Genomic DNA, 26,486 nt, shown 5'->3' on the forward strand with positions numbered 1-26,486 from the left:
CCGGACGATCCAGAGAGTCAGCAATCATGATAGCGAGCAGCCTGTTGGGAACGAAACGCGTCTTCAATCACCACGTCCATATCGCCTACTACTGGCTGGCGCTGCTGGACGCGCTGTTGTTTGTCGGCGCCTGCTACCTGGCCACCTGGGCCTACTACCTGCGGGAGCCCGCGCAACTGGCGCTGCACCTTGATGCGCTGCCGGTGCGGGCCGTGGTCTTTGCCATCATTACCGTGCTGGCGATGACTTCCATGGGACTGTACCAGCCGCGGCTGCGAGAGGGTACCAACGGCGTCCTGCTGCGGGTGGGCGGTGCCCTGCTGCTTGTCATGGTGGCCATGTCCGCCATCTTCTACCTGCTGCCTTCCCTGCTGCTGTGGCGCGGCGTGCTCGCCTTCACCCTGGTGATCGCCTTCGCGTCCGCCCTCACGACCCGGGTGGTGTTCAGCAATACCGTGGAACTGGAGCAGTTCAAACGCAGGGTGCTGGTACTCGGCAGCGGCCAGCGGGCGGCCAACATCGCCGTGCGCATGCGCCGCAAGAGCGACCGTCGCGGCTTCCGGATCGCCGGCTATGTCCGCTCCGGCAATGAGCAGACCGTCGTCACCACAGGCAATGTGTTCACGCCCGAGCAACCGCTGCCGGAGTACGCCCGGGATCACGACATCCAGCAGATCGTGGTGGCCCTGGACGACCCGAACGTGCTGCCGGCGGAAGACCTGGTGCGCTGTCGCACCTGGGGTATCGAGGTGCTGAATATCCTCGACTTCTTCGAGCAGGAAGCGAGCAAGGTGCTGGTGGAGGAAGCCCCGCCCGAGTGGTTCATCTACGCCGACGGCTTCAACTGCGGCAAGGCCCACGACGTCGCCAAGCGCACGATGGACCTGCTCGCGGGCTTCCTGCTGCTGATGGGCACCTGGCCCTTCATGCTGGTCACCGTGATTGCCATCAAGCTGGAGGACGGCTGGCGAGCACCGGTCATTTTCCGGCAGAAGCGGGTGGGGCTGGACGGCCGCGCGTTCGATGTCCTCAAGTTCCGCAGCATGACCGTGGACGCGGAAGGTGATGGCAAGGCACGCTGGGCGACCAGCAACGATGCCCGCATCACCCGTGTCGGCCACATCATTCGCAAATTGCGCATCGACGAGTTGCCCCAGGTAATCAACGTCCTGACCGGGGAGATGTCGCTGGTGGGCCCGCGGCCCGAGCGCCCCGAGTTCGTGCGCCAGCTGGCGGCGGAGATCCCCTTCTTCGACAAGCGCCACTGCGTCAAGCCGGGCATCACCGGCTGGGCCCAGCTCAACTACCCCTACGGCGCCTCCACCCGGGACGCGCTGCACAAGCTGGAGTACGACCTGTACTACGTGAAGAACCGCAGCCTGTTCCTGGACTTCCTGGTGCTGCTGCAGACCGCGGAGGTGGTCCTGTTCGGCAAGGGTGCCCGCTGAAGCCACTCCGCAGCCGGCGCCCTCGCGCCGGCATACCCCAAATGTGTCAGATTTTTTAACTTTCTCCGTGTTTCTCGCCTTGAGCTCCAGCACAGGCTTAGGTAACCTCCTGAAAACAGAGGCCAGCACGCAGACTGGTGCAGAAATTGCTTGCCAATGGCAACGCAGCGAGAATACAACAAGGGGCCCGCACGCAATGAACATGGTACTGACGATTATCGCTGTACTTGGACTGGGTGCTCTCCTGATCTCTGTCGTCATCTTCACCATGGCGGCTCGCCGCTATGTCTCCGACGATGACCGCGAGTCCCTGGGGCTGGTTGCCGACAGCGGTCGCGACTACCGGCCCCGCAACCGCGAGGATCGCCGCCAGGCACCACACCCCGCAATATTCCCCATTACCATCAATGGCGAACTGATTCCCGAGGACCGCCGCCAACTCCCCGATCGCCGCCAGGCACGGTAGCCCTCCAGTTCGCCTTCCGGGTCGATCCACTGTCGGGCGCGTGGGGCGGCCAGCGGCAACTCACGCACGGCGGCCATTGCAAATCCGCACTTTTCCCGAGTCTGCCCACGACAAGCGCCAGCACTGCCACTAGACTTGGAACTTGACCGGTAACTGAGGGCGACATTATGGTACGCCGACTCCTGGCCAGCCTGCTGCTCGCTGGCACCGTGGCACTGGTTGCCGCGTGCGGCGGTGGCGGCGGCGAGGCCGCGCCGACCACTGCGCCACCCATCGCCCCAGCCCCGGGCGGTGGGGATCCCGCGCCAGTAGACCCAACCACCCCCGAGCCCCTGCGCGGCATTGATGCAGCCGCCAGGCTCGCGTCCAGGGCCTCGTTCGGCATGCCCTGGGCAGAGATCAATGCCATCGCCGACCATGGCGAGACTACCTGGCTGGAGGACCAGTTCGCCCTGCCGCGCGGTTACCACGATCCGGTAGTGGCCGAGCTGCAGGCTCGCGCCGCACGGGGTGACTTCGATGTCCTGGACCTCGATCCGGTCATTCTGCAGGGACTGTTCAGCCGCATGGCCTGGTGGCACCGGACCCTGACCGCGGAGGACCAGCTGCGCCAGCGGGTGGCCTTTGCCCTCAGCGAAATCTTCGTGGTCTCGGACAATGTCGATGTGCTGTTCACGTCAGCCTATGCCATGAGCAACTACTACGACACCCTGCTGACCCACGCCTTCGGCAATTTCCGTGACCTGCTGTTGGCGGTGACCCTGCACCCCACCATGGGCGTGTATCTCAGCCACATCAACAATGCCCGCGCCGACCCCGAGGCCAACACCTTTCCCGATGAGAACTACGCGAGGGAGGTGATGCAGCTGTTTTCCATCGGCCTGTTCGAGCTCAATCCCGATGGCAGCGAGCGCCTGGACGGCGCCGGCCAGCCTTTACCCACCTATGACAACGAGGATATCGGCGAGCTGGCCCGGGTTTTCACCGGCTTGTCCTTCGGCGGAGCCAACAACCGTTTCCCCAGCCGTCTGCCCGAGTTCCGCGAACCCATGCGCATGTTCGAGGCCTTCCACGACAGCGACGCCAAACAGCTCCTGGGGGGCACCGTCCTCCCCGGCGGCCAGGGCGGGATGCAGGATATCGAGGACGCCATCGACAACCTGTTTCAGCACCCCAATGTCGGCCCCTTCATCGGGCGCCAGCTGATCCAGCGGCTGGTCAGCTCCAACCCCTCGCCCGCCTATGTCGAACGGGTCACCGCGGCGTTCAACGGCGAGGATGGCACGGTGCGCGGAGACATGCGCAACGTGCTGCGGGCGATCCTGCTGGATCCGGAAGCGCGGGCATTGCCAGACCCGGACAGCCACCGTGGCAAACTGCGTGAGCCCCTGCTGCGGCTGGTGGCCGCCCTGCGCCAGCTCAACACCAGCAGCCCGGACGGTTTCTATGCCAACACCGGCTTCTACGTGCAGGAGCAGATCCAGCAACACCCGCTGTCGGCGCCCAGCGTGTTCAATTTTTTCCTGCCGGCCTTCCAGCCGGTGGGGGCGATCGCCGACGCGGGACTGGTAGCGCCGGAGTTCCAGATCACCAACAGCAGTTCAGTCATCGCCATCGCCAATCTGCTGCAGGCTGCGGTACTGGGCAATTTCCTCAACGATCTGCGGCTACCGCCGTTCAGCGCCGCCAGCATGGACCTGGGGGAGTATCTGGCACTGGCAGACGACGTTCCGGCGCTGCTGGACCGACTGGACACCGTCTTTACCTATGGCACCCTCAGCGATGCCAGTCGCGGGAGTATTGCCGAGGCGGCTTCAGCCATTGATGAACCCGAGCTTCGGGTCCGGGTCGCCCTGTACCTGCTGCTGATTTCCCCCGACTACGCGGTGGAGCTGTGACCATGCTGACACGTCGACGTATCCTACAACACGGGCTGACGCTGGGCGCCGCAAGTGGGCTGGCGCCCCTGCTACAACTGGGATTCGCACGCCGGGCAGCCGCCCAGGCAGCGGACGGGGAGTACCGGGCGTTGGTTTGCATTCTGCTGGCGGGCGGCAATGACGCCTTCAACATGCTGGTACCTTGGGACAGTGGGACCTACGCCGGCTACGCGGCCATGCGCTCGGACCTCGCCCTGCCTCGCGACAGCCTGCTGCCCCTGGCGGGGAGCGACAGCAGCGGTAGGCGCTATGCCCTGCACCCGGGCATGCCCGGCCTGCAGCAATTGTTCGCGGCCGGGGACGCGGCCCTGGTCAACAACGTCGGTCCGCTGGTGGCGCCCCTGGATAGCGCTGCGGCCGCGGCGGGAACCTGGCCCCTGCCACTCGGACTGTTCTCCCATGCCGACCAGATCCAGCAATGGCAGACCGCTGTCTCCGACGCGCGTATCGCCCAGGGCTGGGGCGGGCGCATCGCCGATCTGCTGCAGGGAGTATCGCCTCTCAATGGCCTGGCGATGAATATTTCCCTCTCCGGCAACAATGTATTCCAGAGCGGCCAGGCCACCACCGCCTACAGTGTCACGACCGCGGACGCGGGTGCTGTCAGCCTGACCGGCTATACCGATAACACGCCGGGGGGAGAGTTTACCCGCCAGGTGGTGGATGCGCTGCTGACGGGGCATCAACAACAGCTGCTGCGCCGCGAGTACCGCGACCGTTTCGCCGAGGCCCTGGCCACCCAGCAGACGGTGGCATCCGCGCTGACCAACGCTGCAGTGCTCAACACGGTGTTCGCCGACGATCCGTTCGCCCAGTCACTGCGCCAGATCGCGCGCCTGATCAGTGTGCGGGAAGCGCTGGGGTCACCGCGACAAACCTTTTTCGTCACCGTGGGCGGCTGGGACCACCACGATGGGCTGCTGGAAAACCAGGCCGCCATGCTGCCAGTGATCGACGCCGGCCTGCTGGCATTCCGCGACGCCCTGGCGGAGCTGGGCGCCCTGCCCCTCGTCACCACCTTCACCATGTCCGACTTTGGCCGCACCCTGACCTCCAACGGCAAGGGCTCCGACCATGGCTGGGGCGGCCACCACATCATTATGGGCGGCGCGGTCAATGGCGGCCGGTTCTACGGCGACTACCCGGAGATCCATCCGGACAACCCGCTGGATGTCGGTCGCGGCATCTACATACCCACCACCGCCAGTGACCTCTACTTCGCCGAGCTGGCGCGCTGGTTCGGGGTCAGCGACAGCGATCTCGGCCTGGTGTTGCCCAACCTCGAGCGTTTCTACAGCCCCTCCCAGGGAGCGCCGCTGGGCTTCCTGTAGAGGGAATGGACTCTCGCATTGCTGCTTTCGGCGAAAGGCGACAATGCGAGACCTGACCCCCGGTTTCTGTTACGCTTATCTTATTAGACGCAAACAAGCAAATGAGCGGACACGGGAACAATAATAATGCGGAAGACAATCGCCATCGCCGGTGGCACCGGCGGACTGGGCGCGGCCATATGCCGCGAGCTGGCCGTACGGGACTACCACATCCTGGTGGGCTACCACAGTAACAGGGACTCGGCAGAGCAGATGGTTAACGCCATCACCGGCACCGGCGGCAGCGCCCGCAGCCACGCCGTGGACCTCTGCGACGAAGCACAGGTGCATGCTTTCCTCGACCATGCCGCCAGCCTCGGCGCAGGGCTCGCAGGCGTGGTCAATGCCACCGGCCCGGCCATCCCGCTGCGGCCACTGACCGAGATCAGCAGCGCCGAGTTCCGCCACATCATGACCACCGATGTGGAGGGCGCCTTCAACCTGCTCACCGCCGCCGGCAAGTTCTTTGCCGCCAATGGCGGCGGCGCCATCGTGCAGCTGCTGACCACCGCGGTGCTCCGCACCCTGGAGAACGACGCCATGTCCGGCATCCCCAAGACCGCGATCATGGGCATTGTGCGCCAGCTGGCGCGGGAACTGGGGCCCCAGAACGTGCGCCTGAACGGTATTGCGCCCGGGGTCATCGACGCCGGCATCGTGCACAGCTCATTCACTGCGGACCCGGTGGCGGACGCTGTCATCAACGACTGCCTGGACAAGACGCCAATGCCGCGCATGGGCAAGCCGGAGGAAGTCTCCGCCCTCGCCGCCTTCCTGCTGAGCGACGCGGCAGCCTACATCAACGGACAAATTATCGGAATCGACGGAGGATACAGCGCATGAACACGCTGACCAGCCAGAAATTCAAGCTCACCCTCGCTGCGGCCGCCCTCGCTGCGGCCGTCAGCCCGGCAACACGGGCGGATACGGCCCTCGCCGCCAGCGGCGAAGCACTGTACGCCGACAACTGCGCCACCTGCCACGGGCTCAGCCTGCGCGGCTCGGCCCACGGCAATACCCTGAAGGGCCCCGGGTTCCTGGGCCAGTGGAGCGAGCGCGAGGCCATGGCACTGCTGGCCTACAACCGCGCCAACATGCCCCCCGGCGGTGCCGGCAAGCTGAGTGACGCCGAGCACGCCGCCATTGCCGCCTGGATCATCGAGGCCAACCGCGAGGCGGGTGACCCGGAGAGCCTGCTGTTCACCAGCACCCCCGCCCTGGCGGCGGCTGCGGACGGCTCGGAAGCCGTCTCCTGGGTAGCCTTTGACGCCGCCGGCAGCATCGATGCCGATGCCCGCACCCGGGGTGGCTTCAGCAACCGTGAAGTCACGAGCTTCCAGCCGGTCACCGCCGCCCAGCTGCGCAATCCGCCGGAGGGCGACTGGCTGAGCTGGCGCCGCACCCTGGATGGCCAGGGCTACAGCCCCTTGCAGCAGATCAATCGCGACACCGTCAGTGACCTGAAGCTGGCCTGGGTCCTGACCATGAAGGATGGCAGCAACCAGGGCACGCCGCTGGTACACAACGGCATCATGTACCTGACCCACCCGGGCAACGTGATACAGGCCCTCGAAGCAGCCAGCGGCGAGCTGATCTGGGAGTACAGCTACACCTTTCCGGAGGCATCGCGCACCCTGGGCGGCCCCACCCGCAACATCGCCCTCTACGGCGACAAGCTGTACATGGCGACCTATGATGCCGCCATCGTCGCCATCGACGCCCGCAACGGCCAGGAAGTGTGGCGCACGCCGAAAGCGGATTTTGAAAAGGGCTATACCCACACGGCGGGACCCATCATCGGCGACGGCGTGGTGCTGAGTGGTATCAATGGCTGCGAGTGGTACAAGGAAGAAGGCTGCTTCATCACTGGCCACGATGCCGACACCGGTGCAGAGCTGTGGCGCACCTCCACCATCGCCCTGCCGGGTGAGCCCGGCGGCGACACCTGGGCCGGACTGCCGGCGGAAATGCGCGCCGGCAGTGACACCTGGATTGCCGGCTCCTACGACCCGGCACTGAAACTGTTCATCCTCGGCACCTCCCAGGCCAAGCCCTGGGTCGCCGCCAGCCGCGGCATGTCCGCCACCGACGAAGCCCTCTACACCAACTCGACCCTGGCCCTGCGCCCGGACACCGGCGAACTGGTGTGGTTCTTCCAGCACGTGCCGGGTGAAACCATCGATATGGAGGTCGGCTTCGAGCGTGTGCTGATTGATATCGACGGCGAGAAGCGAGTGTTTACTATCGGCAAGGACGGTCTTTTATGGCAACTTGATCGCGCCAGCGGCGAGTATCTCAGCGTGGTCGAAACCCTGCCCCAGACCATCTACGCGGAGATCGACAAGGTTCGCGGTGTGGTGCGCTACCGGGATGACATCATTGCCGCCGGCATTGGCGACACCATCGAAGCCTGCCCGGGCATCTACGGCGGCCACAACTGGCAGGCCTCGGCCTACAGCCCCGAGACCGGCAACCTGATCATTCCCCTGCACCAGCTGTGCTCCGACATGGTGGGCCGGGAAGTAGCCCAGGAGCCGGGTTCCGGCGGCTACGGCGCTGACTCACGCACCTACGAAATGCCCGGTGTCAACGGCATGCTGGGGCGCCTGGCGGCCTGGGATGTGCGCAGCATGGAAGAGAGCTGGGCCGTGGAACAGCGCGCCATGTTCCTGACCGGCGCACTCACGACCGGCGGTGGACTGGTGTTTATCGGCGACCTCGACCGCTACTTCAAGGCCTTTGACGTCAAGAGCGGCGAGCTGAAGTGGCAGACCCGACTCGGCGCCCCGCTGCACGGCTATCCGATTACCTACGCTGTCGATGGCAAGCAGTACCTGGCGGTACCCACCGGGATCGGCGTATTCCGCGCCATGACCGCGGTGGTGAGCCCGGATATCTACCAGCCCACGGGCGGGCAGGCGCTGTATGTGTTCGAGCTGCCCTGACCTACTCCGGCAAGCCTGACCTGCCTGCTTCGCGGATCATCGGCTGGTACTCCGCGAAGGCCGGACCGGCGGCCGTTGCCCCCACGGTAAAGCCCGCATCCGTGGTCAGGGTGTGGCCGGTGGTGTAGCCGGACTCATCACTGGCCAGCCACAGGGCCGCGTTGGCTACATCCTCCGCCAGGCCCGGGCGGCCACGCAACGGTGAGGCCTCGGCCAGGATCGCCTTGGCGCCTTCGATATCGCCGGGGTCGCCGGTTAGCACATTGGCCACCATCGGCGTGGCCATGGAAGCCGCGGCAATCGCATTCACCCGCACGGTGCTGCCAGCCAATTCCGCTGCGACATTCTTGGTCAAGCCCACCACGCCGTGCTTGGCCGCGGTATAGGCATGCGGCCCCAGGCCACCCATGAGGCCGGCGGTGCTGGCCATGTTGATGATGGAACCGGAGCCCTGCGGCACCATGACCCGCGCCGCGTGCTTCAGGCAGTAGAAGGCCCCGTTCAGCAGCACATCAATGCTGAAGCGCCACTCGGCTCCGGGAGTGGTGGCAACCGGCCCCACCGCACCGACAATGCCGGCGCTGTTGAACAGGATGTCGAGCCTGCCGAAGCGACTGACCGCCGCGTCCACCGCCGCGCTGACACTGTCTTCATCGGTGATGTTGCAGTGCACGTAGATGGCCTGGTCACCGTAGCTGGCCGCCAGTGCCTCGCCTGCCTCGTCCTGGATGTCGCAGAGGCAGACCTTGCAGCCCTCGGCGATGAACCGCGCCACCGTGGACGCACCAATACCGCTGGCAGCGCCGGTAATCAGGGCCACCTTGTCTTGCAAGCGCATGCTTGTCTCCTTGTCGAAAATGGCCGGGGGAGCCCCGGCCGGGTTGGTCTCAGTCCCTGCCGGCCCAATGGTAGAGCAGGTCGTCCGGATAACGCCGGCCGATGGTCTCCGCGGCAATGTCGTCAAAGCCCTGGCTGCTCGGAGGTTCCAGGCGGGTCCAGTCGGTCATGCCGGTGCGCCGGGTGATGCGCCACTCGCCGTTGCGGCAGGCAAAGTGATCCAGGTAACGGCCGCCGACAAAGTAGTCCATCTCGGTATCGCAGGCATTGGGCGCCGCTTTGGGGTCGCCCCGAGGGCGCATCCGGTGGTAGGCAGTGAAGTAGGTTTCCGCCACGGCGTGGTCGGCGGAGGTGAGTTCTATGAGGGTGTTGCCGAGCTGGTGGTGGGTGCGGGTGTGGGTCGCAAGCACCCCCAGCGCGAATTCCACGAAATCCCGCGGGCCGCCGTCGGCGGGCCGGGGAGCGTCAGGGGCCGAGGAAGGCCCCTGATAGAAGTGATGATGCACGGCGTCCGGATGAAAGACGCTGCGCAGCAGTGTCTCATCCAGCCGATCCAGGGCGCGGGCGTAGCGGACGATCACTTCCGTGATCGCCTGCTTCGCCAGCAGTACCTGCGACTGGTCGTTCATGTCAGCCATGAGGATCAGTTGTTGAAGTTGTAGACCACTTCCAGGCCGTAGGTGCGCGGCGGACGGGTGGCGGCGTAGGACCAGAGGCCCGCCACTTCGTAGCCGTGGGTATAGCCATCTTCATCCGTCAGGTTGCGGCCAAACAGGCTGAACTGCAGGTTGTTGATGGAGTAGTTGACGGAGGCATCGACCAGACCCTGAGAATCGTTCTTCAATTCTTCGTTGTTGGTGACACTGGTGTGGTGCTCGCCAATGTAGCGATAGGAACCGCGGACCCAGGCATTACCGCCGGCCACATCCCACTCATAGGTGGCATCGATGGTGCCGGTATAGTCGGGAGCCCGGCGGAACTCGAGGCCGCTGAAGTCGACAATCGAACCCTCGGCGTCCTGAAATACGAAATCATCGTATGACGAATCCAGGTAACCCAGGTTGGCGCGTAGGCTGAAGTTTTCGTTCAGATAGGCCATGGCTTCCACCTCGATGCCCCGGATGGTCGCCGTCGAGGGATTGGCTACCACGGTCTTCTGGCCAGTATCGGTCTCATTGGACGGCAGCTGCAGTTCTTCCTGCTTGTCCTTGTAGTCCATGTTGAACACGGTCGCGTTCAGACGCAGGCGACGATCCAACAGCTCAGACTTGATACCGATTTCATAGTTGTCGATGGTCTCCGGGTCATAAGGCTGGAAGGCCTCCACAACGCTGGCGACACGGCCGTTGAAACCGCCCGCGCGGTACCCGCGGGAGTAGGTGGCGTACAGCATGATGTTGTCATCCAGCGCATAGCGCAGACCCACCTTGGGTGTAAACTCATCCCACTTTTCCTCGGGGTGACTGGTGCGCCCGTCGGCTACGGTGAACACTTCGCCATATTGCTCGGAGGTCTTCTCGTCCTCGGTGTAACGACCACCCAGGGTCAGCGTCAACTTGTCGGTGAAGCGATAGTCCGCCTCGAAGAACCCCGCAATGGACTCGGTCGTCTGCCGGGTGGTTTGCGGGATATCCGCAATCAGGCTGGTGAAGCCCGGATCGTTGGGGGCACCATTGGCAAGATCAAGGAAGCCGATATAGGAGCGCATGCGGCTCTCGTACTCGGAATCCCAGAAGAACAGGCCGCCGACCATGCTGAAGGCACCGCCATCATCCCAGGTCAGGCGCAATTCGTGGCTATCCTGCTTGAACTCGCCCGGACGGCGAGTGTGATAGAGCAGGTCCGGGGTTCCGTCCCAGTCCTGGAGGCTATCTTCATCGGATTCCCAGCGGCCGAAAATGTAGTCAAAGCGCAGCGCGTCACTGATTTCCCAGCGCGCCTCCACAATATGGGTGTCAGTGTCAAAGAACGCTTCCATGAAATTGTCGTTGAGATCATCGCGCAGCGTCACGTTCGTCACGAGGCCCGGCGCCGGGGCTGGCTCACCGCCACCACCGGCAACGCCGTTGCGGTCACCGGTGATCGTTGTATCGTTGTTAGGCGAACAGTAGTTGTAAAATATACAGAAGGCCTGATCCGGGCGCGTGGCGTTGACCAGCGCCGGCGTATCCTGGTCCAGGCGCTCGCGGATATAGGAGTACTCCAGCTCCAGCGTGTCAGTTGCAGTCCAGAGGAAGTTGGCTCCCAGCTGCTCATAGTCCTGACGACCCTGATCACCGCGACGGGTGACGTTGTCGTAATAACCTTCGCCCTGATCGCGCTTGGACGCCGTCAGCTTGACTGCGAGGTCATCAGTCACTGCAAAGTTGAATACGCCATCCAGGTACCAGGTGTCGTAGTTTTCAACGCCGGCACGGAAGCGGCCGCCGAGCTCACCGGTGGGCTGGGAGCGGGTGATATTGATGATCCCACCCACGGTGTTGCGACCGAACAGGGTGCCCTGGGGGCCGCGCAACACTTCCACGCTGGCAATGTCGATCCCGCGCATCAGGGCGCCGGCGGTGGAGCCGATGAATACACCATCGACGCTGACGCCGACTGCCGGATCGAAGTTTTTCTCCAGGTCTGCGACGCCAACACCACGGATAAAAATGGCCGCGGTGCCGCCGGGGCCCTGGCCGGTGTCATCAATGATGACGTTGGGCGCGATGTTGGCCAGGTCCTGGATATCGCGCGCGAACTGGCGCTGGATTTCCGTCTCGCTCAGCGCGCTAACCGCGAGGCCCACGTCCTGCATGCTTTCCTCACGCTTGCGGGCGGTCACGGTGATCTCTTCCAGCACACCGGCCTGGGCATTGACCACGGTCGGGACCGAGAGGCCGACCGAAGCCGCGGCGATGGCGGCAAACATGATGTTGCGTTGTGTTTTCATGGGGCGTCTCCTCGACGATGTAGTTAATAGTTATCTGCGAATTGCGGTTTACGGTCCCAGGGCCGGGTTCAGCCCTGCGGCGCCTGCAGTGGCACTCCGAGTATGGGATTGAAATAGTGAATCTTGACGTCGCGCTGGATGATCTTCCAACGCCCGTCCTGCCGTCGCACGGTGTCGGTGTAGGTCGCCCCGACGATTTGGCAATCGGTATCTCCGGTCAGCGTACCCACGCAGTCCACATCACAGACACAGGTGGCGTTGTCAGCATCCTGGAAGCGGATGACGTGGTTGGTCGAAAGGTGATGTGACTCCTGCCAGGCGGGCCAGAGAACATCCTGCACTGCCTCGCGGATACCGTCGTGGCCGCTGAAAGAGCCAAAGGGGGGGCCGATATTCCAGACGCAATCCTTGCTCCAGATTGCCAGGAAGCGGTCGAAATCACGCTTGTCGAAGCCGTGGCAGTAGTCCGACGTCAGGTCGATGATCGCCTGCCGACTCTCGAGTTCGTCTATCCGTGCCACCAGGGCCGCCAGCGTCGCGCTGTCGTCAGCCATCCTTCACACCTCATACCACTATTATCGTTAATATAGCCGCAGCGAATCGCGGCAGCCCAATGGTAACCGCGTTCGCTTGTTTGCGTCTAGCAAGTGTAGAGAAATTTCGGAGGGAGTCAAGCCATCCCGGGGCTTACTCCCGGAGTCCAAACGCCAGCAGCACATTCCCCGGCATGTGGAAGTAGATGCCGTAGCCTGAATTGACGAACATCATGCCGTCACTGAACACCGGCCCGGCGGCGCCGCCAAAGGAGCCGCCGGTGGCGCTGCCGCCATCGGTGGTCTGGTACTCGCGCACGCTGTCGAAGGACCACAGCACCTTGCCGTCAGCCTTGCGGTAGGCGCGCAGCATTCCGTCCATGCCGCCGGCAACCACCGCACCCTCGATCGCGGAGGTCGCGGCAGACAGGCCCGGCTGGCAGAACTCGCGACCGTCGCAGATATCCACGGTGCGGTTGTACCACAACACTTCTCCGGTACGGATATCGACCGCGAACATGCCGGGAAACATCTCCCCCGGCCAGCGCGGACCGCCGTCGAAATCCGACATCGGCACATAGAGAACATCGCCGTCCAGCGCCATGCCGAAGTGGACGCCGCCCTGGATGCCACCGCGCCCCAGCTTCCTGCGCCAGACAATCTCCCCGCCCTTGTCGGGATCCAGAGCAAAGACCTCGCCGGACTTCTGTCCCGCCAGCACCAAGTCGCGCCCCTCTGAGGTAGTCGCCAGGATAGTCGCCGCGCCAAAGTCGTAGTCGGGGCCATCCTCGGGCGGACAGTTGACGCGCTGTTCGGTTTCACAACCCATGTTCCAGACATCCCCCTCGGTCATCTGCTGGCTCCAGACGATGGCGCCGTCCTCGAGACTGAGTGCAAGAATCGCGTCGCTGGTGTCATTGGCGGGGGAGGAATAATTTTCACCCGTACCGACATACATGACCCCGCGAGCCGGATCCAGGGCCGGTGTGTTCCACACTGGCGACCCCGAGGGTGCCATGCGCTCCGTGCCCACCGCGTTCTTGCCCACCACGACCGGCTTCTCTGCGATGGTGTAACTGGTGTGCAGTTTTTCTCCGGTTTTGGCATTGTAGACCGCCACGCCGCCGCGGAAGGTACAGCAGGCGTAGCCCGGATCCGCTGCCGCGGTCACCTCCAGTGATGACAGCGGCACGTACAAACGGTCACCGCGCACTGCCGGTGAAGCCGTCAGGGTCAGGCTGGGATGGTCATCCGGCCGGTCGCGCCAGGCCAGTTCCCCGGTCACCGCATTGAGTGCGTAGACGTTCCCCACCAGGTCGCCAAAATACAGCAGCGGCGCCGCCGTGGCGCCCTGCTGCCAGTCCGCGACGACAATACCGTTGCGCACTTCGGCAACGGTGGCAAAGCGCCAGCGGATGCAGCCGGTTTCCCGGTCCAGGGCGTAGACCGTACCGTCCTGGCTGCCGACGAACAGGGCGCCGCCGGCAATCGCGGGCTGCGACCTGGCCCGCAGCGCGCCCGGGAACGCAAAGGCCCATTTCAGCTCCAGCTCACCGATATTCGCCGCCGTTACCCCGGCCAGGTCACTGCTGTAGAAGCGCTGGTTACCGGGATCGACTCCCCAGCCTCTGGTATCCGGGCGCGCCGCAAAGTCGAATTGCGCCCGCTCCGCGCTGCACATGGGCGCCGTGCTTTGCATGTGCGCCTCAGCCAGGGTTCGCCCGGACAGGTATTCCGCCAACCGCTGTTGCTCGACAGCGGTCATGTCCGCCGCCTGGGTCTGCATGACCCCACCCTGCATCGCACGCAGGATGGAGCTCGGCGGCATGATCTCCAGCAGACTGAACTGGGGCGCCTTGGCGACGCCGCCCTCGTGGCAGCTGGCGCAATATTGCTGATAGAGAGCCGCGCCATTGCGCTCTGGTGCCGTGTCCGCTGCAGCGCCGGCCAAAGTACTGCCCGCTGCCATCAGCAAGGCCAGAATACCCCGGAAATAGTTCATCATGCTTTCTCCACGCGATAGCCCACACGGGGGAAGTGCACCACCACTTCACCCGCACGGGGGTCTGTACGACGTACGGCGATGTCCTCGTGGGTAAGCCTCACCAGCTCTCCCGCGACGGGCACCGCCCCGTAATCCTCCGGCGTCACCGCCACCGGCATGCCGGCGGCCAGGCCGGGCACCGCCTCTCCGAGCACCAGCACCTCGGCAATGGAGTGCTGCTCCCGGGCACTGGCCAGCGCTGCCTCCGCATCAAGCTCACTGCGTTCACCGTGGCCCAAGCCGGCTATGCGCGGCTCCCAGGCCAGCACGCGGGGGAACGCCGCCAGCAGGGTGTCGCCGCCGCGGATATTGCCCCGGCACATCCAGACCGGGAAGTAGCCGAGGATGTCTGCCCACGAGGGTTGCCCACCCAGCAGGTAGTCGCGACCATCCGCGAGCATGGTTTCCAGCAGCTGCAGCTGCGCCTTGAAGCGTGCATACAGGTGCGGCAATTCGTCGGGCAGCGCGGCGAAATCAATGAAGTTGAAGAACTCGCGGCGGTCCCTGAGAATCGCCTCCGGCAGATCGGCATTGGTACCCATGGACAGGCCCGCGCCCGGCTGGAAAAAGGCCGCGTCGCTCCAGTTCGCCAACGCCAGGCACAAACCCTTGCTGCCCTGCGGGAACAGGGTCCTGGCGGGATAGCGCTGCTCCAGCTCAACGGCAATGCGCTGGGTATCACAATAGATATCGGCGCCGATCTGCAGCACCGGCGTCTTGCGATAGCCGCCCGTCAGTGCGACCAGATCCGGCTTCGGCATGACCACCGGAATCTGTACCGACTGCCAGGCCAGGCCCTTGAGCCCAAAGACCAGGCGGACCTTTTCGGCAAAGGGTGAAATATCGAAATGGTGCAGAATACAGTCCATCAGGCACTGCCCTCCCCTGCGCTGTGGTTGCGTCAGCAAAAAAAGGGCCGACAAAGCCGGCCCTCAAGCATCGCAGATGCGACTCAGTTGCCGCCGAACTTCATGCCCACTTCCAGGCCATAGGAGCGCGGCTGGCCGTAGTAGGTCATGGTCCACAGGTCCGCCACCGGCAGTTCACCCACCCGGTACTCCTCGTCGGTCAGGTTGCGACCATAAAGGCGCGCAAAGAACCGCTCATCGGCACTGTTGTAGGTGACACTGGCGTTGACCAGGGTGCGGTCATCGGTCATGCCGTGATACTCGGGCGCGACGTTGGAATAGACAAAGATCGCCTCGTCCTCGTAGGTCAACCCGGCCACCCAGGTCAGATCGCCATTGAGGAAGTTGTGGTTGTAGATGGCGTCCAGGCTCCATTGCCACTCCGGCGCCCGGTTGACGTCCTCGTCGCTGAGGTCGACGTTGATCTCGCCGTCGAAATTGGTATCGGCGAGGAATTCGTCGTACTCGCTGTTGAGATAACCGAGGTTGCCACGCAGGGTGAAGTTGTCAGTGAGTGCCGCCGTCATCTCCAGTTCCAGACCGTAGGAGGTCAGGTCCGCCGCGTTGAAGAAGCGGGTCTCCTGAAAGCTGCCGCCGAACGGGTTGTCGAACACCGCCACCAGATCGCGCTGGGCATCCGAATACTCCACGTAGAAGGTGGCCATGTTCAGACGCAGGCGGCGGTCCAGGAACTCGCCCTTGAAGCCCAGCTCCAGGGAGTCGGCGATTTCCGGATCCGTCGGTGCAGCCGAGGCGGCGGTGATCGGCGAGCCGGAGGTACCGGTCTGGTCGTTGTAGGCACCGCTCTTGAAGCCGCGGGAATAATTGAAATAGGCGAACAGATCGTCGGAGAAGGTGTGGCTGACAGTCACCCGCCAGGTCGGCTCTTTCCAGGTTTCGTCATCGCTGAACACGCCGTCGGAATAGCGATTGAAGTCAGCGGCATCCAGCGGCGAGTTGAAGTTGCGCCAGGTCAGGTTGGGGTCGAAGCCACCGGTGAGCTGCTGGAAAAATACCTGGTTGCGACCGGTCCAGGACTTTTTCTCGTTGGTATAGCGGAAGCCGGCCGAGACCGTCCACTTGTCGTCGAGATCGTAGCTGCCATCCACGAACACTGCCCAGTTCTCCGCCTCCTGTTCGTTACAGAGAATCTGGGGGTTGTTGTCCCACCAGGTGGGGTCGCCGAAGAACTCGCTACCCAGGCCCAGCAGGTCAAGGAAGCCGAGTACCTGCACCACGCAGAAGGTGGTGTCGTCTTCCTGGTAGAAGCCGCCGACGACATAGTTGAAGGGGCCGTCCAGATTGGAGGCGAGGCGCAGTTCCTGCTGGAAGGTTTCCCGGTCATCGACGCGGTTGGCGTCAAACAGGGAGCCACCGGGGCCGACTTCGCCGGTGTAGGTCGAGGGCAGCTGGCTTTCCTGCTTGCGCAGGCCGGTCACTGAACTCAGGGTGTAGTTGTCCAGCTGCCAGTCCATGTTCAGGTAGTAGCCGTCGATGTCCACCTGGTGACCATCAGACATGTTCAGCAGCAGGTCGTCACGGTTGGTGATGCCGGCTTTCTTCACCTGGTCGCCGCCGGGATCGGAGGTGAGACCGAGGAAGTTGAATACCAGCGGTGCGCCGGGGGGCGTACCGTTGGCCACCGGTGGCGAATCACCGTTGTCGCGGATGATCTCGTACTGGGCGACGGCGGTGAAATTGGGGGTGGGCTCCCACAGCGCCTTGAAGCGCGCGGAGATCGAATCATCACCGCCCAGCTTGCTGCCGTCGCCGCGGCCGGTAGTGCCCAGCGCCGGGTGGGTGGGATCAAAGGCGGTGACCGGACCGTACTCGGCGTTGTTGCGCCAGTAGCCGTCGGACTCCATGTACAGGCCGGACGCTCGCAGGGCCAGGGTATCGGTGACTGCCAGGTTGCCGGCAACACGGGTTTCAAAGCGACCAAAATTCTCCACCTTGCCCTGCAATTCCAGCGAGTTCTCGCCCAGCACCGGGCGCTTGGTCTTGACGTTGACCACGCCGCCGGTGGTGTTCTTGCCGAACAGGGTGCCCTGGGGGCCGCGCAGCACTTCGATCTGGTCGATGTCGAACATCTCCAGCAACTGCGACTGGATATGCGGGATCACGAAGTCGTCGACGGTGACGCCGACCTGTGGGTCCTGGTAGACGATGATGGAGGTCTGGCCGACACCGCGCATGGCGAAGGAGGCGGCGTTGAAGCCCGCCGGCTTGGCCGCGGAAAAGTTCGGTACCAGGCTGGCGATGTCGCCGAGATCGCGCGGCGTCAGCTGGTTGATATCGTTGCTGGTGATGGCACTGACCGATACAGCCGTGGTCTGGATGTCGGTTTCGGTACGGCGGTTGGCGGTAACCAGCACCTCCTCCAGTTGCGCCATGGCCGTCAACGGCACACCACTCAGCATCGGCGTACTGGCCATGGCCAGTGCCAGCGGCAGCGCCCTGGCGGTAAAGCGGCGCTTTGGATCACTCTTGCTGTTTATCATTATGACGTACTCCTGAACTTGGTTATTGGTTTGAATTTTCCGGCGGTTACCGTCGCGGGGCTTGCGACCCCGGGGCGGTTCTGCCCTGTTGCCCTTGCCTGCTACCTCGCCAGCCTGCGCTCCAGTTCCACATGGAAGTGCCGCAGGCGCTGCTCCTGCTCACTCCAGAGCTGGCCATCAAAGCCCCGCGAGCGCATACCCTGCTGCACTATCGGCAACAGGGACGAATCCTGGCTCAACACCAGCCCCAGGTTCGCGTCCTCTTCGATGCCGTAATGCTCCGTGGCCGGGCGCACCTTGCCGCTGGTGTCCGTGCCCTCCGGCAGACCCATCCAGGCCGGGGGTTTGTAGCTGCCGTCCGCCACCGGGAAGATCAGGGTCATGGTGTCGTAGTAGAAGCGCTCCGGATCCGTCTCGTGGGGCAGGAAGCGCATCAGGAACACCGCTTCCGGATGGCAGCCGATCTGCACATTGGGGAATATCCCCGTGGCCCAGCTGTCCGACAACTGGCCATCGACAAAGCGGTCGTACTCCAGGCCCAGCCGCTGTGCCCGGGCACGCTTGCCCTCCTGGATCGCGCGGCGCACATCGGCGGCGGTGCCGTCAAAGCCCGAGGAATCAATACCGGCATCCTCCAGCATCATCTTCAAACCTTCATTCACGGTGGTTTGGTCGTGGATGCGCGGGCTGGGCTGCCCCAGCGGCACGATCATGCGACTGGCGCCGTTCGGGTACAGATCGTACTGCACGTTCAGGTCACCCATGACCCCGCGGGTCTCGGGATGCACCGCGTGCAGGTGATAACTCTCGTAGAAGGCCTCCACGCCCACTTTCCAGTTCGCACCCCACTCACTGCGGACGTGGCGCACCACTTTCATCTCGTCCAGGCGATAGGCCTCGAGATAGCCTTCCGGCAGGCCGATCGCCTCCTTGAGCGGCCCCGGGTCGGCACCCATGTTGATGAACACGATGCCCGCATGGGTGTCGCAGGCCACCGGCTTGAGACCGGGGCGGTGGGCGATCACTTCCGGCTTGAAATACTCCTCGTCGGTGATGCGGCGCAGCTCCCCGGTATTGTTGAAACTCCAGCTGTGGAAGGGACAGACAAAGACCTTGCGATTGCCGCGCTCCTCCTGCACCAGGCGCGCGCCGCGGTGGCTGCAGACATTGTAGAAGGCGCGCACACCTTCCTCCGTGCGGGTGACGATGATCGACTCGTCGCCAATGGCGAACAGGAAGTAATCGCCCACCCTGGGGATATCCGCCTCGACGCCGGCAATCAGCCAGCTGCGGGTCCAGACCTTGTCCCATTCCAGGGCCATGTACTCGCGGCTGAAGTAGCCTTCCTTACTGGCAATATCGACGCCGTTGTCGAGTTCTGGCTGCTTCGATTCCAGAGACTCCGCGGGCGCATCCGGATTGATGACTGCTACAGGAATTCCTTTCGCATTCATGGTTGGTCTCCTCTAGTCTCGGCTTGCGAGTGTAAATACCGGCAGGCTTGTACTGTCCGACCAGGCCGCAAAATCAACCCGGACCGACAGGCCCACCGCGACGTCTTCCGGTGTACAGGCAACGATGTGACTCATCATGGTCGGCCCCTCCTCCAGCGCGACAAGGGCCACCACATAGGGCGCCTCATAGGCCGCCGAAATGGGCCGCCGCACCACGGTAAAACTGCTGATCTGGCCGCGCCCGCTGGCGGCGACCCAGGACAGATCACGGCCGTGGCAGTCCGCACAGATGATCCGCGGATAGAACTGGTACGTTCCGCAGCTATCGCAGCATTGGAGGCGCAGTTCGCCCACACGGCAGCCGGCAATAAAGCTTTCTGCGAGGGTTCCCGGTGTCGGCTGGATTTTTTCCATGTCAGCCCAGCTCCCTGCCGAGAATCAGCGTGCTGTGGCTGGACATGATGCCGCCCTGGGCGTGCAGCAGGCCGACGCCGGCGTCGGCGACCTGGCGCTGGCCCGCGCTGTGGCGCAGCTGCCAGACGGACTCGGTAAGCGCGAACATGGAGCCGGGATTGCCCGGGTGGCAGTGGGACAGCAGGCCGCCGTGGGTGTTGACCGGCAGCGCGCCGCCGGGGCCGATGCCGGCACTGGCAATGAACGCGCCGCCCTCGCCCTTGGCGCAGAAGCCGAGATCCTCCAGTTCCACCAGCACCGTCGGGGTAAAACAGTCGTAGAGCTGGGCGAAGTCCATGTCCCGGGGGCCCAGGCCAGCCATCGCGTAGGCGCGGCGGCCGGACTCGACCGCGGCCGAGGTCGTGAGGCTGCGCGCCTGGCTGATGTGTTCGTGGCTGTGTCCTTCACCGATTCCCAGCAGGTAGACCGGCGCGTGGGGAAAGTCCCGGGCGCGCTCGGCGGAGGTCAGCACGATGGCGGCGCCGCCGTCGGACACCAACGAGCAGTCCAGCAGGTGCAGGGGGTCGGCAATCATGCGCGAGCCAAGCACGTCGTCGACACTGATCAGGTCGCGCTTTTGCGCGGCCGGATTGCGCGCCGCGTGGGCGCGGCAGGCCACGGCCACCGCGGCGAAGTGTTCCGGCAGGGTGCCGTACTGTGCCATGTGGGCCTGCGCGATCAGCGCGTAGTAGGCGGGTACCGTGGGCCCATAGGGCTGCTCATACTGCGGGTGCCCGGTGGAGGACTGCATGAGCATGGCCTGGTCGCGGCTGAGACCGCTGCGCAGGCTGTCGGCCATCGCAATCACGACGGTCTCGGCCATGCCGGTGGCAATCGCCGACGCGGCGTGATGCAGCACGGAGAAGGTGGTGCCACCGCCGGCGCCGGCGGCAAAACAGTAGCGCGGGAAAATCTGCAGGTACTCGGCGATGGCCTCGGCGTGGTAGAGCATGGGCTGGGACATGCTGTTGCAGGTCACCAGGCCGTCCACCTGGGTCTTGTCCAGGCCGGCATCCGCCAGCGCCAGCAGTATGGACTCGACACAGAGCTCCGTGGCGGTGGCATCGGGGACACTGCCCACCCGGGTATCGGCGGCACCCACAATGGCGACCTTGCCGCGCAGGCTGTCCATCAGGCCCCCATCACCGCGGTGGCAACACCGGGAGTGATGACTTCACCGGCCTCGTTCTTGATAAAGACGTCGATCCGCACTTCGCCGCTGGCCGGGTCCACGGCAATCACCTTGCCGCCGGAGTGCAGCGTCTCGCCGATGTAGCTCGCCGCGCGATTGGAGTACTCAATGCTGACCAGGCGACCGGCGTCGCCGAGCCACTCCTCCACGCACTGGTTGAGCCAGTCGCCGAGCATGGGGCCAGCGATGACCAGCCCGGGATAGCCCTCGACGTCGGTCGCATAGGGGTAATCAAAATGAATCCGGTGTGCGTTCCACAGCGCCGCGTTGTACAGGAACAGCTGCACATTGTCGGGCTTGAGTTCTCGCCCGGGCAGTTCGTCTCCCACCTGTACATTCGCCCGCGGCAGTCTTTCGCTCAGTGACACAGCCATTACCTCAGAATTCTCGTGGTTTGTTCGCGAATCACCGGTTCGCCGGCGTCGTTGACGATCTGCATGTCCACCTGGTAGAAAATCAGCGGCCCGGAGCGGCCGTGTTTTTCGTAGATGTCGGCCAGGGTACGGGTCGCGGTGAGCCAGTCCCCGGGATAGACCGGCTGCAGATAGTCGATCTTGAGACCGCCGGCCATGGCCCGCTCCAGCGGGAACCTGGGCAGCAGGGTGTCGATGGATACCCCGTCGGGCGTCAGCGCTTCCAGCTCCACCACGTCCCAGAACAGGGCGACGTGGAACATCGGCGGCGCCTGGTCCCCATCCAGGTACTTGCGCTGGCGGTTGCCGGTAGCGATGGCGTACTTGCGGATGTCCCGCCGGGTCACCAGTTCGCGATGAGGCGCACTCTGGCGCCCGATATTGGCGAGCAGCTCGTCACTGAGCAGCGTCGTGGTCATACGTTTCTTTCTCCCGTGCTCCAGTAGGGGTCGCGCAACTCGCGCTTGAGAATCTTGCCGGTGGGCGCTTTCGGCAGGCTGTCGACAAAATCCACCGAGCGCGGCTTCTGGTAGGACGCCAGGTGCTGGCTCGCGGTGGCGATGATCTCGGCCTCGGTCGCGGTCATGCCGGGCTTGAGCACCACCACGGCCTTCACCGACTCGCCCCACTCGGCGTCCGGGATGCCAAACACCGCAGACTCGAGTACCGCCGGATGCTGGTGGATCGCGGCCTCGACCTGGGTGCTGTAGATGTTCTCGCCGCCGGAGATGATCATGTCCTTGGCGCGATCGACGATAAAGATGTAACCGTCCTCATCCCATACCGCGACGTCCCCGGTATACATCCAGCCATCGCGCAGGGTCTGCGCGGTCAGGTCCGGGCGCTGCCAGTAGCCCACCATGTTGGCCTCGGACTGCACCAGGATCTCGCCGGGGGTATTACCGTCCCGGGGCACGGTATTGCCGTCGGCATCCACCAGCTTGATGCTGGTCATGAAACCTTCCCGGCCGCAGGAACTGAGACGCTCGGGATGAACACCGGCGATGGCGTCGAGGTGGTCTTCCTGGGACAGGAAGCTCATGGTCATGCCCTCGGTCTGGCCGTAACCCTGGATCAGGGTGCAGGGAAACGCCTCCAGCGCCGCCTTGACCACACTGTGGGGCATGGGGCCGCCACCGTACTGGATGTTGCGCAGGCTGCTGAGGTCATAGTCGGCGAAGTTGTCCACCGCCATCATCCAGTTGAGCATGGTGGTAATGCCGAGGAAAGCCGAGACACGCTCGCGCTGGATGACCTCCAGTGCCAGCTTCGCCTCGAAGTTGATCAACACCAGTGGGCAGCCGTGGGCCATGTAGTTCATTGCCAGCCCCACCGGGATGTGGAACATCTGCCCGGTGAGCATGTACACGTCCGAGGGCACGATACGCTCGGCCACGGTCTGGTTGATCATGCCCGCGAACAGGGAGCGGTGGGTGTGCAGGGCACCCTTGGATTCGCCGGTGGTGCCACCGGTGTAGAGAATCAGTACCGGGTCGTCATCGCCAACGGCAGCCGACTGCGCCGGTTCTTCGGCGCTGGCCGCGGCCAGCAAGGCGTCGTAGCTGCCGTCGCTGCCCGCACCAAAGTCGAGACAGTGGGAAATGCCCGCGTCGGCCGCCAGCGTGGCCGCGATGTCCGCATACTCGCTGGAATACACCAGCAGCTGCGGTTCACCGCCGGCAGCAATCTTCAGCAATTCCGGCCCGCCCAGGCGCCAGTTCAACGGCTGCACAATCAGGCCGATGCGCGCACAGGCGAAATAGACCTCCATGTACTCGATGCAGTTCTTGGCCAGCACGGCAACCCGCTCGCCCTTGCCCAGGCCCAGTTGCGTTGCCAACCCATTGCCCAGGCGGCGCACGCGCTCATCCAGTTCGCCGTAGGTCATGCGGCGATTGTTCGGCACATCGATCAACGCCTCCCTGGCGGGTGCCAGGCGCGCGGTCTTCGCTGGAATCTTGCCTATATTCACCCGGCGACCCCGTCAGTAGCTCTTGTCGAGATCAAGATGGCGCTGCAGCAACTGCCAGCCACTCTCGCGCTTGACCACGCGGTCGTGATAGACACCGGCCGACAACAGCGAGATCTCGCCATTCTCGGTCGCGAACAGGGTCAGGTTGGACACCACGGCGACACCCTCCCCCGCACCGGCATCCGCAGGAAAAAAGATATTCGACACCACGTGGCGGCGCTTGTCGGTCTGCTCGGCCATGGCACCGGTCATCAACTGCATGATGCCGTCGCGGGTCTCGAAGGGACCGATCAGGTCGCCCCCGGCGATGCGCATGCTGAAAGCGGCATCCTCGGCAAAGCTGGCCGCAAGCATCTCTACATCACGCTCATCCAGCGCGTAGGCGGCGCGGGACAGCAGTTCGTGGATCGCGAGCTTTTCCCCTGTTTCGAGTTCGGCAGTCATACACTGTCTCCCATTCCAAGCACGTCCAGGGTACCGCGCCAGGCCAGGGAGCCCCCGTCGATCAGCCACACGGCACCGTTGATGAAACTGGCCGCGGGGCTGGCGAGAAAACACACCAGCTCGGCGACATCCTGCGGCTGGCCCATCCGCGGAATCAGGTGGGTCATGGTCATGGTGTTGAGCATCGCTTTCTGGTCCGGCGCGGCAGCGAGGAAATCGTCGACCATCTTGGTATGGATGGAACCGGGACAGTAACAGTTGACCCGGATACCATCGGCCGCGAGATCCACCGCCAGCATCTTCGTCATCTGCATCACCGCGCCCTTGCTGGAGCCGTAGGCGACACAGTTGGGGTAACCGGCAATGGAGCTGGTGGAGCCGGCATTGATAATCGAGGCCTGTTCGCTCTGGCGCAGCCAGGGCAGCGCGTACTTGGCGCAGAGCCAGACCCCGGTGACATTGACCGCCATGACCTTGTCGAAGGTGGCGCGGCTCATGTGCTCCAGCGACAGTCCGCCACCGAGTATGCTTTCGTGGATGCCGGCGTTGTTGTGCAGCACATCGATACCACCGAGCTGCTCCGCCGCCGCCTGCATCAGCGCCTGTACCTGGGCTTCATCGCTGACATCACAGTGCTGGTAGAAGGCCGTGCCACCGGCGGCGCGAATGGATTCAGCCACCGCTTCACCATTGCCGTCGTTGGTGTCCGAGAGCATCACCCTGGCGCCATGACTCGCCGCCAGACGCGCGGTGCCGGCGCCAATGCCAGCCCCCGCGCCCGTAATCACGAAGTTCATGCCTGCTATCTGCATCTTATCGTTAGCCTTTGAATTATATTCAGGATGATAGCCCCACTTTGAACATTGTTCAACTTATTTCGGGCACCCTCTATACACAAAGTACATGACCGGAAGCCGGCTTAGCTGCTAAAGTTTTGCGCCATGAAAACCCCCTCTGCGAAAGCAACTGCCGACAACCCCTCGACCACGAAAGCCGGGCCGGCGCCGCGACGCGACGGCCGCGGCGAGAAGCGCCGTCGGCGCATCTACAAGTCCCTCCACGACTGCATCATCAACAAGGGCTACGTAAAGACCACCCTCGCCGACATCGCCGAGGGAGCGGACATGACCGCCAGCCACCTGCTGTATTACTTCAACGGCAAGGAGGCGATCCTGGAGCAGTATTTCGCCAACGTGTCGGTGCGGTTTCTGGAGAAAATCGAGTCCTTCTCGCAACACCCGCCACAGCAGCAGGTCCAGCTGTTGGCGGACTTCTGGTTCCGGGGCGAAACCAGCACCCGACTCGAAATCGGGTTCATGCTGGAATGTTTCGGGGCGGCGGTAAACGATGACGTCCTGCGCATCACCAAGGCGGATTTCGACAACCGCTGCAAGGCGCACCTGGTGGACATTTTCCGCGCCGCACCCGCGCTGGTGCTGGACGACGCCAGCGACTCGGCGGAGATTGCCTACTCGATGATGATAGGCCTGCGCTCCGCCGTGTATTTCGACGAGGATATCAGCCTGGAGCGCGCCCACCGCCTGTTCACGAACACCGTGAACAGGATGTGCGGTTTCGATACCGCTGGCACTCGCTAGTGCAGCGCATCACACTGTATTGACATTCGACCAGCTGCCGGCGCGGGTGGCCTTCTACAGGATGGCTTTGGCCTGTGCCGCCCTGCCCGGAACCCCGGGATAATCACTGTCTGTACCGGCGTATCCTTCGATCGCGCTGACCAGATCCGGGACACTATTGGAAACCCCCCGGGGGCGCGCTGTGCGGGCATGAGGGGGCAAGTCCATCACCGCGCAGGGTGGCCGTATTTGATGAAACGCGGTCCTTGGGGTTTTGCTGCGGCGCGCCTAAAATACTGTGTATCCATACAGTATTGAGGGCTTTGTCATGGGCGTACCGGCGATTGTGGAAGATTGGCCCCGGCGGCTGACCGGGGCGCAGCTGGGGCAGGCAATTACCCTGCTCTCGGCGCAGATGAATGCGGCAAATCACCGCTTGCTGCGGCTGATTGCGGAGTTTGACCGCTGTGGTGGCTGGCGCGAGCAGGGCACGTTCCGTTCCTGCGCCCACTGGCTGGTGGCCCACTGCGGTATCACCCTGGGTGCGGCGCGGGAGAAGGTGCGGGTGGCGCGGCAGCTGGCCGTGCTGCCGGAGGTCAATGAGGCCTTTTCCGAAGGCGAGCTCTCCTATTCCAAGGTCCGCGCCATTACCCGGGTGGCCACCCCTGAAAACGAAGGATTCATGGTGCACCTGGCTGAGGAGAACAGTGCCGGGCATCTGGAGCGGCTGGTGAGCCGGTATGAGCCCGTTGCGGATCCGGTGTTGGTGGGGTTGCTGGACTGGGGGCCCGATGAGATCGCGCCGGCAGGCGGTTCCGCTGACGAAGCGGAGCGTGTCGCTGCCGGGTTGGCGGCTGAAGCCGGTGCCGGATTCGCGGATGAGGCCGCCGGGCACGGGGCCGCGCCGTCGCCGGACACCGAAGCCCTGCACGAGCTGGCCCGGGAGCTCTACTGGTTCCAGGACGAAGAGGGCATGTGGGTCATGCATGCCAAGTTCCCGCCAGAGCAGGGGCAGCTGGTCATCAAGGCCGTGCAGGCTGTGGTCCGGCCCCTGGCA

The 26,486-nt window shown here is 64.0% G+C and carries 23 protein-coding genes; 8 read left to right on the plus strand and 15 right to left on the minus strand.

Features of this window, described 5'->3' with window-relative positions; genetic code table 11:
- Positions 1-26 precede the first annotated feature (26 nt).
- The 6 genes from RLO07_RS11825 (at position 27) to RLO07_RS11850 (ending at position 8,169) form a co-directional block, all read left to right on the plus strand.
- Positions 27-1,448, plus strand: coding sequence for a TIGR03013 family XrtA/PEP-CTERM system glycosyltransferase (locus RLO07_RS11825; protein ID WP_462292356.1), 1,422 nt, complete (start codon positions 27-29; stop codon positions 1,446-1,448).
- Between the two features lie 196 nt (positions 1,449-1,644).
- Positions 1,645-1,914: a hypothetical protein gene (locus RLO07_RS11830; RefSeq protein WP_462292357.1), complete on the plus strand. Its 270-nt coding sequence runs from the start codon at positions 1,645-1,647 to the stop codon at positions 1,912-1,914.
- Positions 1,915-2,081: 167 nt separating this feature from the next.
- Positions 2,082-3,812 (plus strand): DUF1800 domain-containing protein, encoded by a 1,731-nt coding sequence (locus RLO07_RS11835; protein ID WP_462292358.1) that lies wholly within the window; start codon positions 2,082-2,084, stop codon positions 3,810-3,812.
- A gap of 2 nt (positions 3,813-3,814) precedes the next feature.
- Positions 3,815-5,185 carry a DUF1501 domain-containing protein gene (locus tag RLO07_RS11840; protein ID WP_462292359.1) on the plus strand — a complete coding sequence of 457 codons (1,371 nt, stop codon included), beginning with the start codon at positions 3,815-3,817 and terminating at the stop codon, positions 5,183-5,185.
- A 126-nt stretch (positions 5,186-5,311) separates the two neighbouring features.
- Positions 5,312-6,067, plus strand: coding sequence for an SDR family NAD(P)-dependent oxidoreductase (locus tag RLO07_RS11845; RefSeq protein WP_462292360.1), 756 nt, complete (start codon positions 5,312-5,314; stop codon positions 6,065-6,067).
- Positions 6,064-8,169 (plus strand): outer membrane protein assembly factor BamB family protein, encoded by a 2,106-nt coding sequence (locus RLO07_RS11850; RefSeq protein WP_462292361.1) that lies wholly within the window; start codon positions 6,064-6,066, stop codon positions 8,167-8,169. Before RLO07_RS11845 ends, RLO07_RS11850 begins: the two co-directional genes overlap by 4 nt.
- Before the next feature lies 1 nt (position 8,170).
- On the opposite strand, the gene RLO07_RS11855 is transcribed toward RLO07_RS11850, so the two are convergent.
- From RLO07_RS11855 to RLO07_RS11925, 15 genes are all read right to left on the minus strand, one after another.
- Complete coding sequence (locus tag RLO07_RS11855) at positions 8,171-9,007, minus strand: SDR family oxidoreductase (protein ID WP_462292362.1); 837 nt, start codon at positions 9,005-9,007, stop codon at positions 8,171-8,173.
- 49 nt (positions 9,008-9,056) lie between these two features.
- Positions 9,057-9,644 (minus strand): nuclear transport factor 2 family protein, encoded by a 588-nt coding sequence (locus tag RLO07_RS11860; protein ID WP_462292363.1) that lies wholly within the window; start codon positions 9,642-9,644, stop codon positions 9,057-9,059.
- A gap of 5 nt (positions 9,645-9,649) precedes the next feature.
- The gene (locus RLO07_RS11865) at positions 9,650-11,938 is read right to left on the minus strand and encodes a TonB-dependent receptor (RefSeq protein ID WP_462292364.1); all 2,289 of its coding nucleotides are present in this window, start codon (positions 11,936-11,938) and stop codon (positions 9,650-9,652) included.
- 68 nt (positions 11,939-12,006) lie between these two features.
- A complete protein-coding gene (locus tag RLO07_RS11870; protein WP_462292365.1) occupies positions 12,007-12,492 on the minus strand; it encodes a nuclear transport factor 2 family protein in 486 nt (161 codons plus the stop codon).
- A gap of 133 nt (positions 12,493-12,625) precedes the next feature.
- On the minus strand, positions 12,626-14,476 hold the full coding sequence (locus RLO07_RS11875; RefSeq protein WP_462292366.1) for an outer membrane protein assembly factor BamB family protein: 1,851 nt from the start codon (positions 14,474-14,476) through the stop codon (positions 12,626-12,628).
- The gene (locus RLO07_RS11880; RefSeq protein WP_462292367.1) at positions 14,473-15,384 is read right to left on the minus strand and encodes a glutathione S-transferase family protein; all 912 of its coding nucleotides are present in this window, start codon (positions 15,382-15,384) and stop codon (positions 14,473-14,475) included. Before RLO07_RS11880 ends, RLO07_RS11875 begins: the two co-directional genes overlap by 4 nt.
- 83 nt (positions 15,385-15,467) lie before the next feature.
- Positions 15,468-17,924, minus strand: a complete 2,457-nt coding sequence (locus tag RLO07_RS11885) for a TonB-dependent receptor (RefSeq protein ID WP_462292368.1) — start codon at positions 17,922-17,924, stop codon at positions 15,468-15,470.
- Positions 17,925-18,025: 101 nt separating this feature from the next.
- Positions 18,026-19,378 (minus strand): aromatic ring-hydroxylating oxygenase subunit alpha, encoded by a 1,353-nt coding sequence (locus tag RLO07_RS11890; RefSeq protein ID WP_462292369.1) that lies wholly within the window; start codon positions 19,376-19,378, stop codon positions 18,026-18,028.
- Between the two features lie 12 nt (positions 19,379-19,390).
- Positions 19,391-19,792: a Zn-ribbon domain-containing OB-fold protein gene (locus tag RLO07_RS11895; protein ID WP_462292370.1), complete on the minus strand. Its 402-nt coding sequence runs from the start codon at positions 19,790-19,792 to the stop codon at positions 19,391-19,393.
- A gap of 1 nt (position 19,793) precedes the next feature.
- Positions 19,794-20,963 (minus strand): thiolase C-terminal domain-containing protein, encoded by a 1,170-nt coding sequence (locus RLO07_RS11900; protein WP_462292371.1) that lies wholly within the window; start codon positions 20,961-20,963, stop codon positions 19,794-19,796.
- The gene (locus tag RLO07_RS11905; RefSeq protein ID WP_462292372.1) at positions 20,963-21,397 is read right to left on the minus strand and encodes a hotdog family protein; all 435 of its coding nucleotides are present in this window, start codon (positions 21,395-21,397) and stop codon (positions 20,963-20,965) included. The genes RLO07_RS11900 and RLO07_RS11905 overlap by 1 nt, the downstream gene beginning before the upstream one ends.
- Positions 21,397-21,855 (minus strand): FAS1-like dehydratase domain-containing protein, encoded by a 459-nt coding sequence (locus RLO07_RS11910; protein WP_462292373.1) that lies wholly within the window; start codon positions 21,853-21,855, stop codon positions 21,397-21,399. Before RLO07_RS11910 ends, RLO07_RS11905 begins: the two co-directional genes overlap by 1 nt.
- A complete protein-coding gene (locus tag RLO07_RS11915) occupies positions 21,852-23,408 on the minus strand; it encodes an AMP-binding protein (RefSeq protein ID WP_462292374.1) in 1,557 nt (518 codons plus the stop codon). The genes RLO07_RS11910 and RLO07_RS11915 overlap by 4 nt, the downstream gene beginning before the upstream one ends.
- A 12-nt stretch (positions 23,409-23,420) precedes the next feature.
- On the minus strand, positions 23,421-23,852 hold the full coding sequence (locus RLO07_RS11920; protein ID WP_462292375.1) for a nuclear transport factor 2 family protein: 432 nt from the start codon (positions 23,850-23,852) through the stop codon (positions 23,421-23,423).
- Positions 23,849-24,649 carry an SDR family NAD(P)-dependent oxidoreductase gene (locus RLO07_RS11925; RefSeq protein ID WP_462292376.1) on the minus strand — a complete coding sequence of 267 codons (801 nt, stop codon included), beginning with the start codon at positions 24,647-24,649 and terminating at the stop codon, positions 23,849-23,851. Before RLO07_RS11925 ends, RLO07_RS11920 begins: the two co-directional genes overlap by 4 nt.
- A 144-nt stretch (positions 24,650-24,793) precedes the next feature.
- Between RLO07_RS11925 and RLO07_RS11930 the strand changes: the two genes are divergently transcribed.
- Together RLO07_RS11930 and RLO07_RS11935 are read left to right on the plus strand one after the other, a co-directional pair.
- Complete coding sequence (locus RLO07_RS11930; RefSeq protein ID WP_462292377.1) at positions 24,794-25,450, plus strand: TetR/AcrR family transcriptional regulator; 657 nt, start codon at positions 24,794-24,796, stop codon at positions 25,448-25,450.
- Between the two features lie 277 nt (positions 25,451-25,727).
- Positions 25,728-26,486: DUF222 domain-containing protein (locus tag RLO07_RS11935; RefSeq protein WP_462292378.1), on the plus strand; the 759-nt coding region annotated here is incomplete at its 3' end.

Source organism: Haliea sp. (genome assembly GCF_040221975.1).
Classification (GTDB): Bacteria; Pseudomonadota; Gammaproteobacteria; order Pseudomonadales; family Halieaceae; genus Haliea.

Coding starts and splice junctions, on each gene's coding strand:
- RLO07_RS11825 (WP_462292356.1), top strand. CDS start 27: ATGATAGCGAGCAGCCTGTTGGGAACGAAACGCGTCTTCAATCACCAC.
- RLO07_RS11830 (WP_462292357.1), top strand. CDS start 1,645: ATGAACATGGTACTGACGATTATCGCTGTACTTGGACTGGGTGCTCTC.
- RLO07_RS11835 (WP_462292358.1), top strand. CDS start 2,082: ATGGTACGCCGACTCCTGGCCAGCCTGCTGCTCGCTGGCACCGTGGCA.
- RLO07_RS11840 (WP_462292359.1), top strand. CDS start 3,815: ATGCTGACACGTCGACGTATCCTACAACACGGGCTGACGCTGGGCGCC.
- RLO07_RS11845 (WP_462292360.1), top strand. CDS start 5,312: ATGCGGAAGACAATCGCCATCGCCGGTGGCACCGGCGGACTGGGCGCG.
- RLO07_RS11850 (WP_462292361.1), top strand. CDS start 6,064: ATGAACACGCTGACCAGCCAGAAATTCAAGCTCACCCTCGCTGCGGCC.
- RLO07_RS11855 (WP_462292362.1), bottom strand. CDS start 9,007: ATGCGCTTGCAAGACAAGGTGGCCCTGATTACCGGCGCTGCCAGCGGT.
- RLO07_RS11860 (WP_462292363.1), bottom strand. CDS start 9,644: ATGGCTGACATGAACGACCAGTCGCAGGTACTGCTGGCGAAGCAGGCG.
- RLO07_RS11865 (WP_462292364.1), bottom strand. CDS start 11,938: ATGAAAACACAACGCAACATCATGTTTGCCGCCATCGCCGCGGCTTCG.
- RLO07_RS11870 (WP_462292365.1), bottom strand. CDS start 12,492: ATGGCTGACGACAGCGCGACGCTGGCGGCCCTGGTGGCACGGATAGAC.
- RLO07_RS11875 (WP_462292366.1), bottom strand. CDS start 14,476: ATGATGAACTATTTCCGGGGTATTCTGGCCTTGCTGATGGCAGCGGGC.
- RLO07_RS11880 (WP_462292367.1), bottom strand. CDS start 15,384: ATGGACTGTATTCTGCACCATTTCGATATTTCACCCTTTGCCGAAAAG.
- RLO07_RS11885 (WP_462292368.1), bottom strand. CDS start 17,924: ATGATAAACAGCAAGAGTGATCCAAAGCGCCGCTTTACCGCCAGGGCG.
- RLO07_RS11890 (WP_462292369.1), bottom strand. CDS start 19,378: ATGAATGCGAAAGGAATTCCTGTAGCAGTCATCAATCCGGATGCGCCC.
- RLO07_RS11895 (WP_462292370.1), bottom strand. CDS start 19,792: ATGGAAAAAATCCAGCCGACACCGGGAACCCTCGCAGAAAGCTTTATT.
- RLO07_RS11900 (WP_462292371.1), bottom strand. CDS start 20,963: ATGGACAGCCTGCGCGGCAAGGTCGCCATTGTGGGTGCCGCCGATACC.
- RLO07_RS11905 (WP_462292372.1), bottom strand. CDS start 21,397: ATGGCTGTGTCACTGAGCGAAAGACTGCCGCGGGCGAATGTACAGGTG.
- RLO07_RS11910 (WP_462292373.1), bottom strand. CDS start 21,855: ATGACCACGACGCTGCTCAGTGACGAGCTGCTCGCCAATATCGGGCGC.
- RLO07_RS11920 (WP_462292375.1), bottom strand. CDS start 23,852: ATGACTGCCGAACTCGAAACAGGGGAAAAGCTCGCGATCCACGAACTG.
- RLO07_RS11925 (WP_462292376.1), bottom strand. CDS start 24,649: ATGAACTTCGTGATTACGGGCGCGGGGGCTGGCATTGGCGCCGGCACC.
- RLO07_RS11930 (WP_462292377.1), top strand. CDS start 24,794: ATGAAAACCCCCTCTGCGAAAGCAACTGCCGACAACCCCTCGACCACG.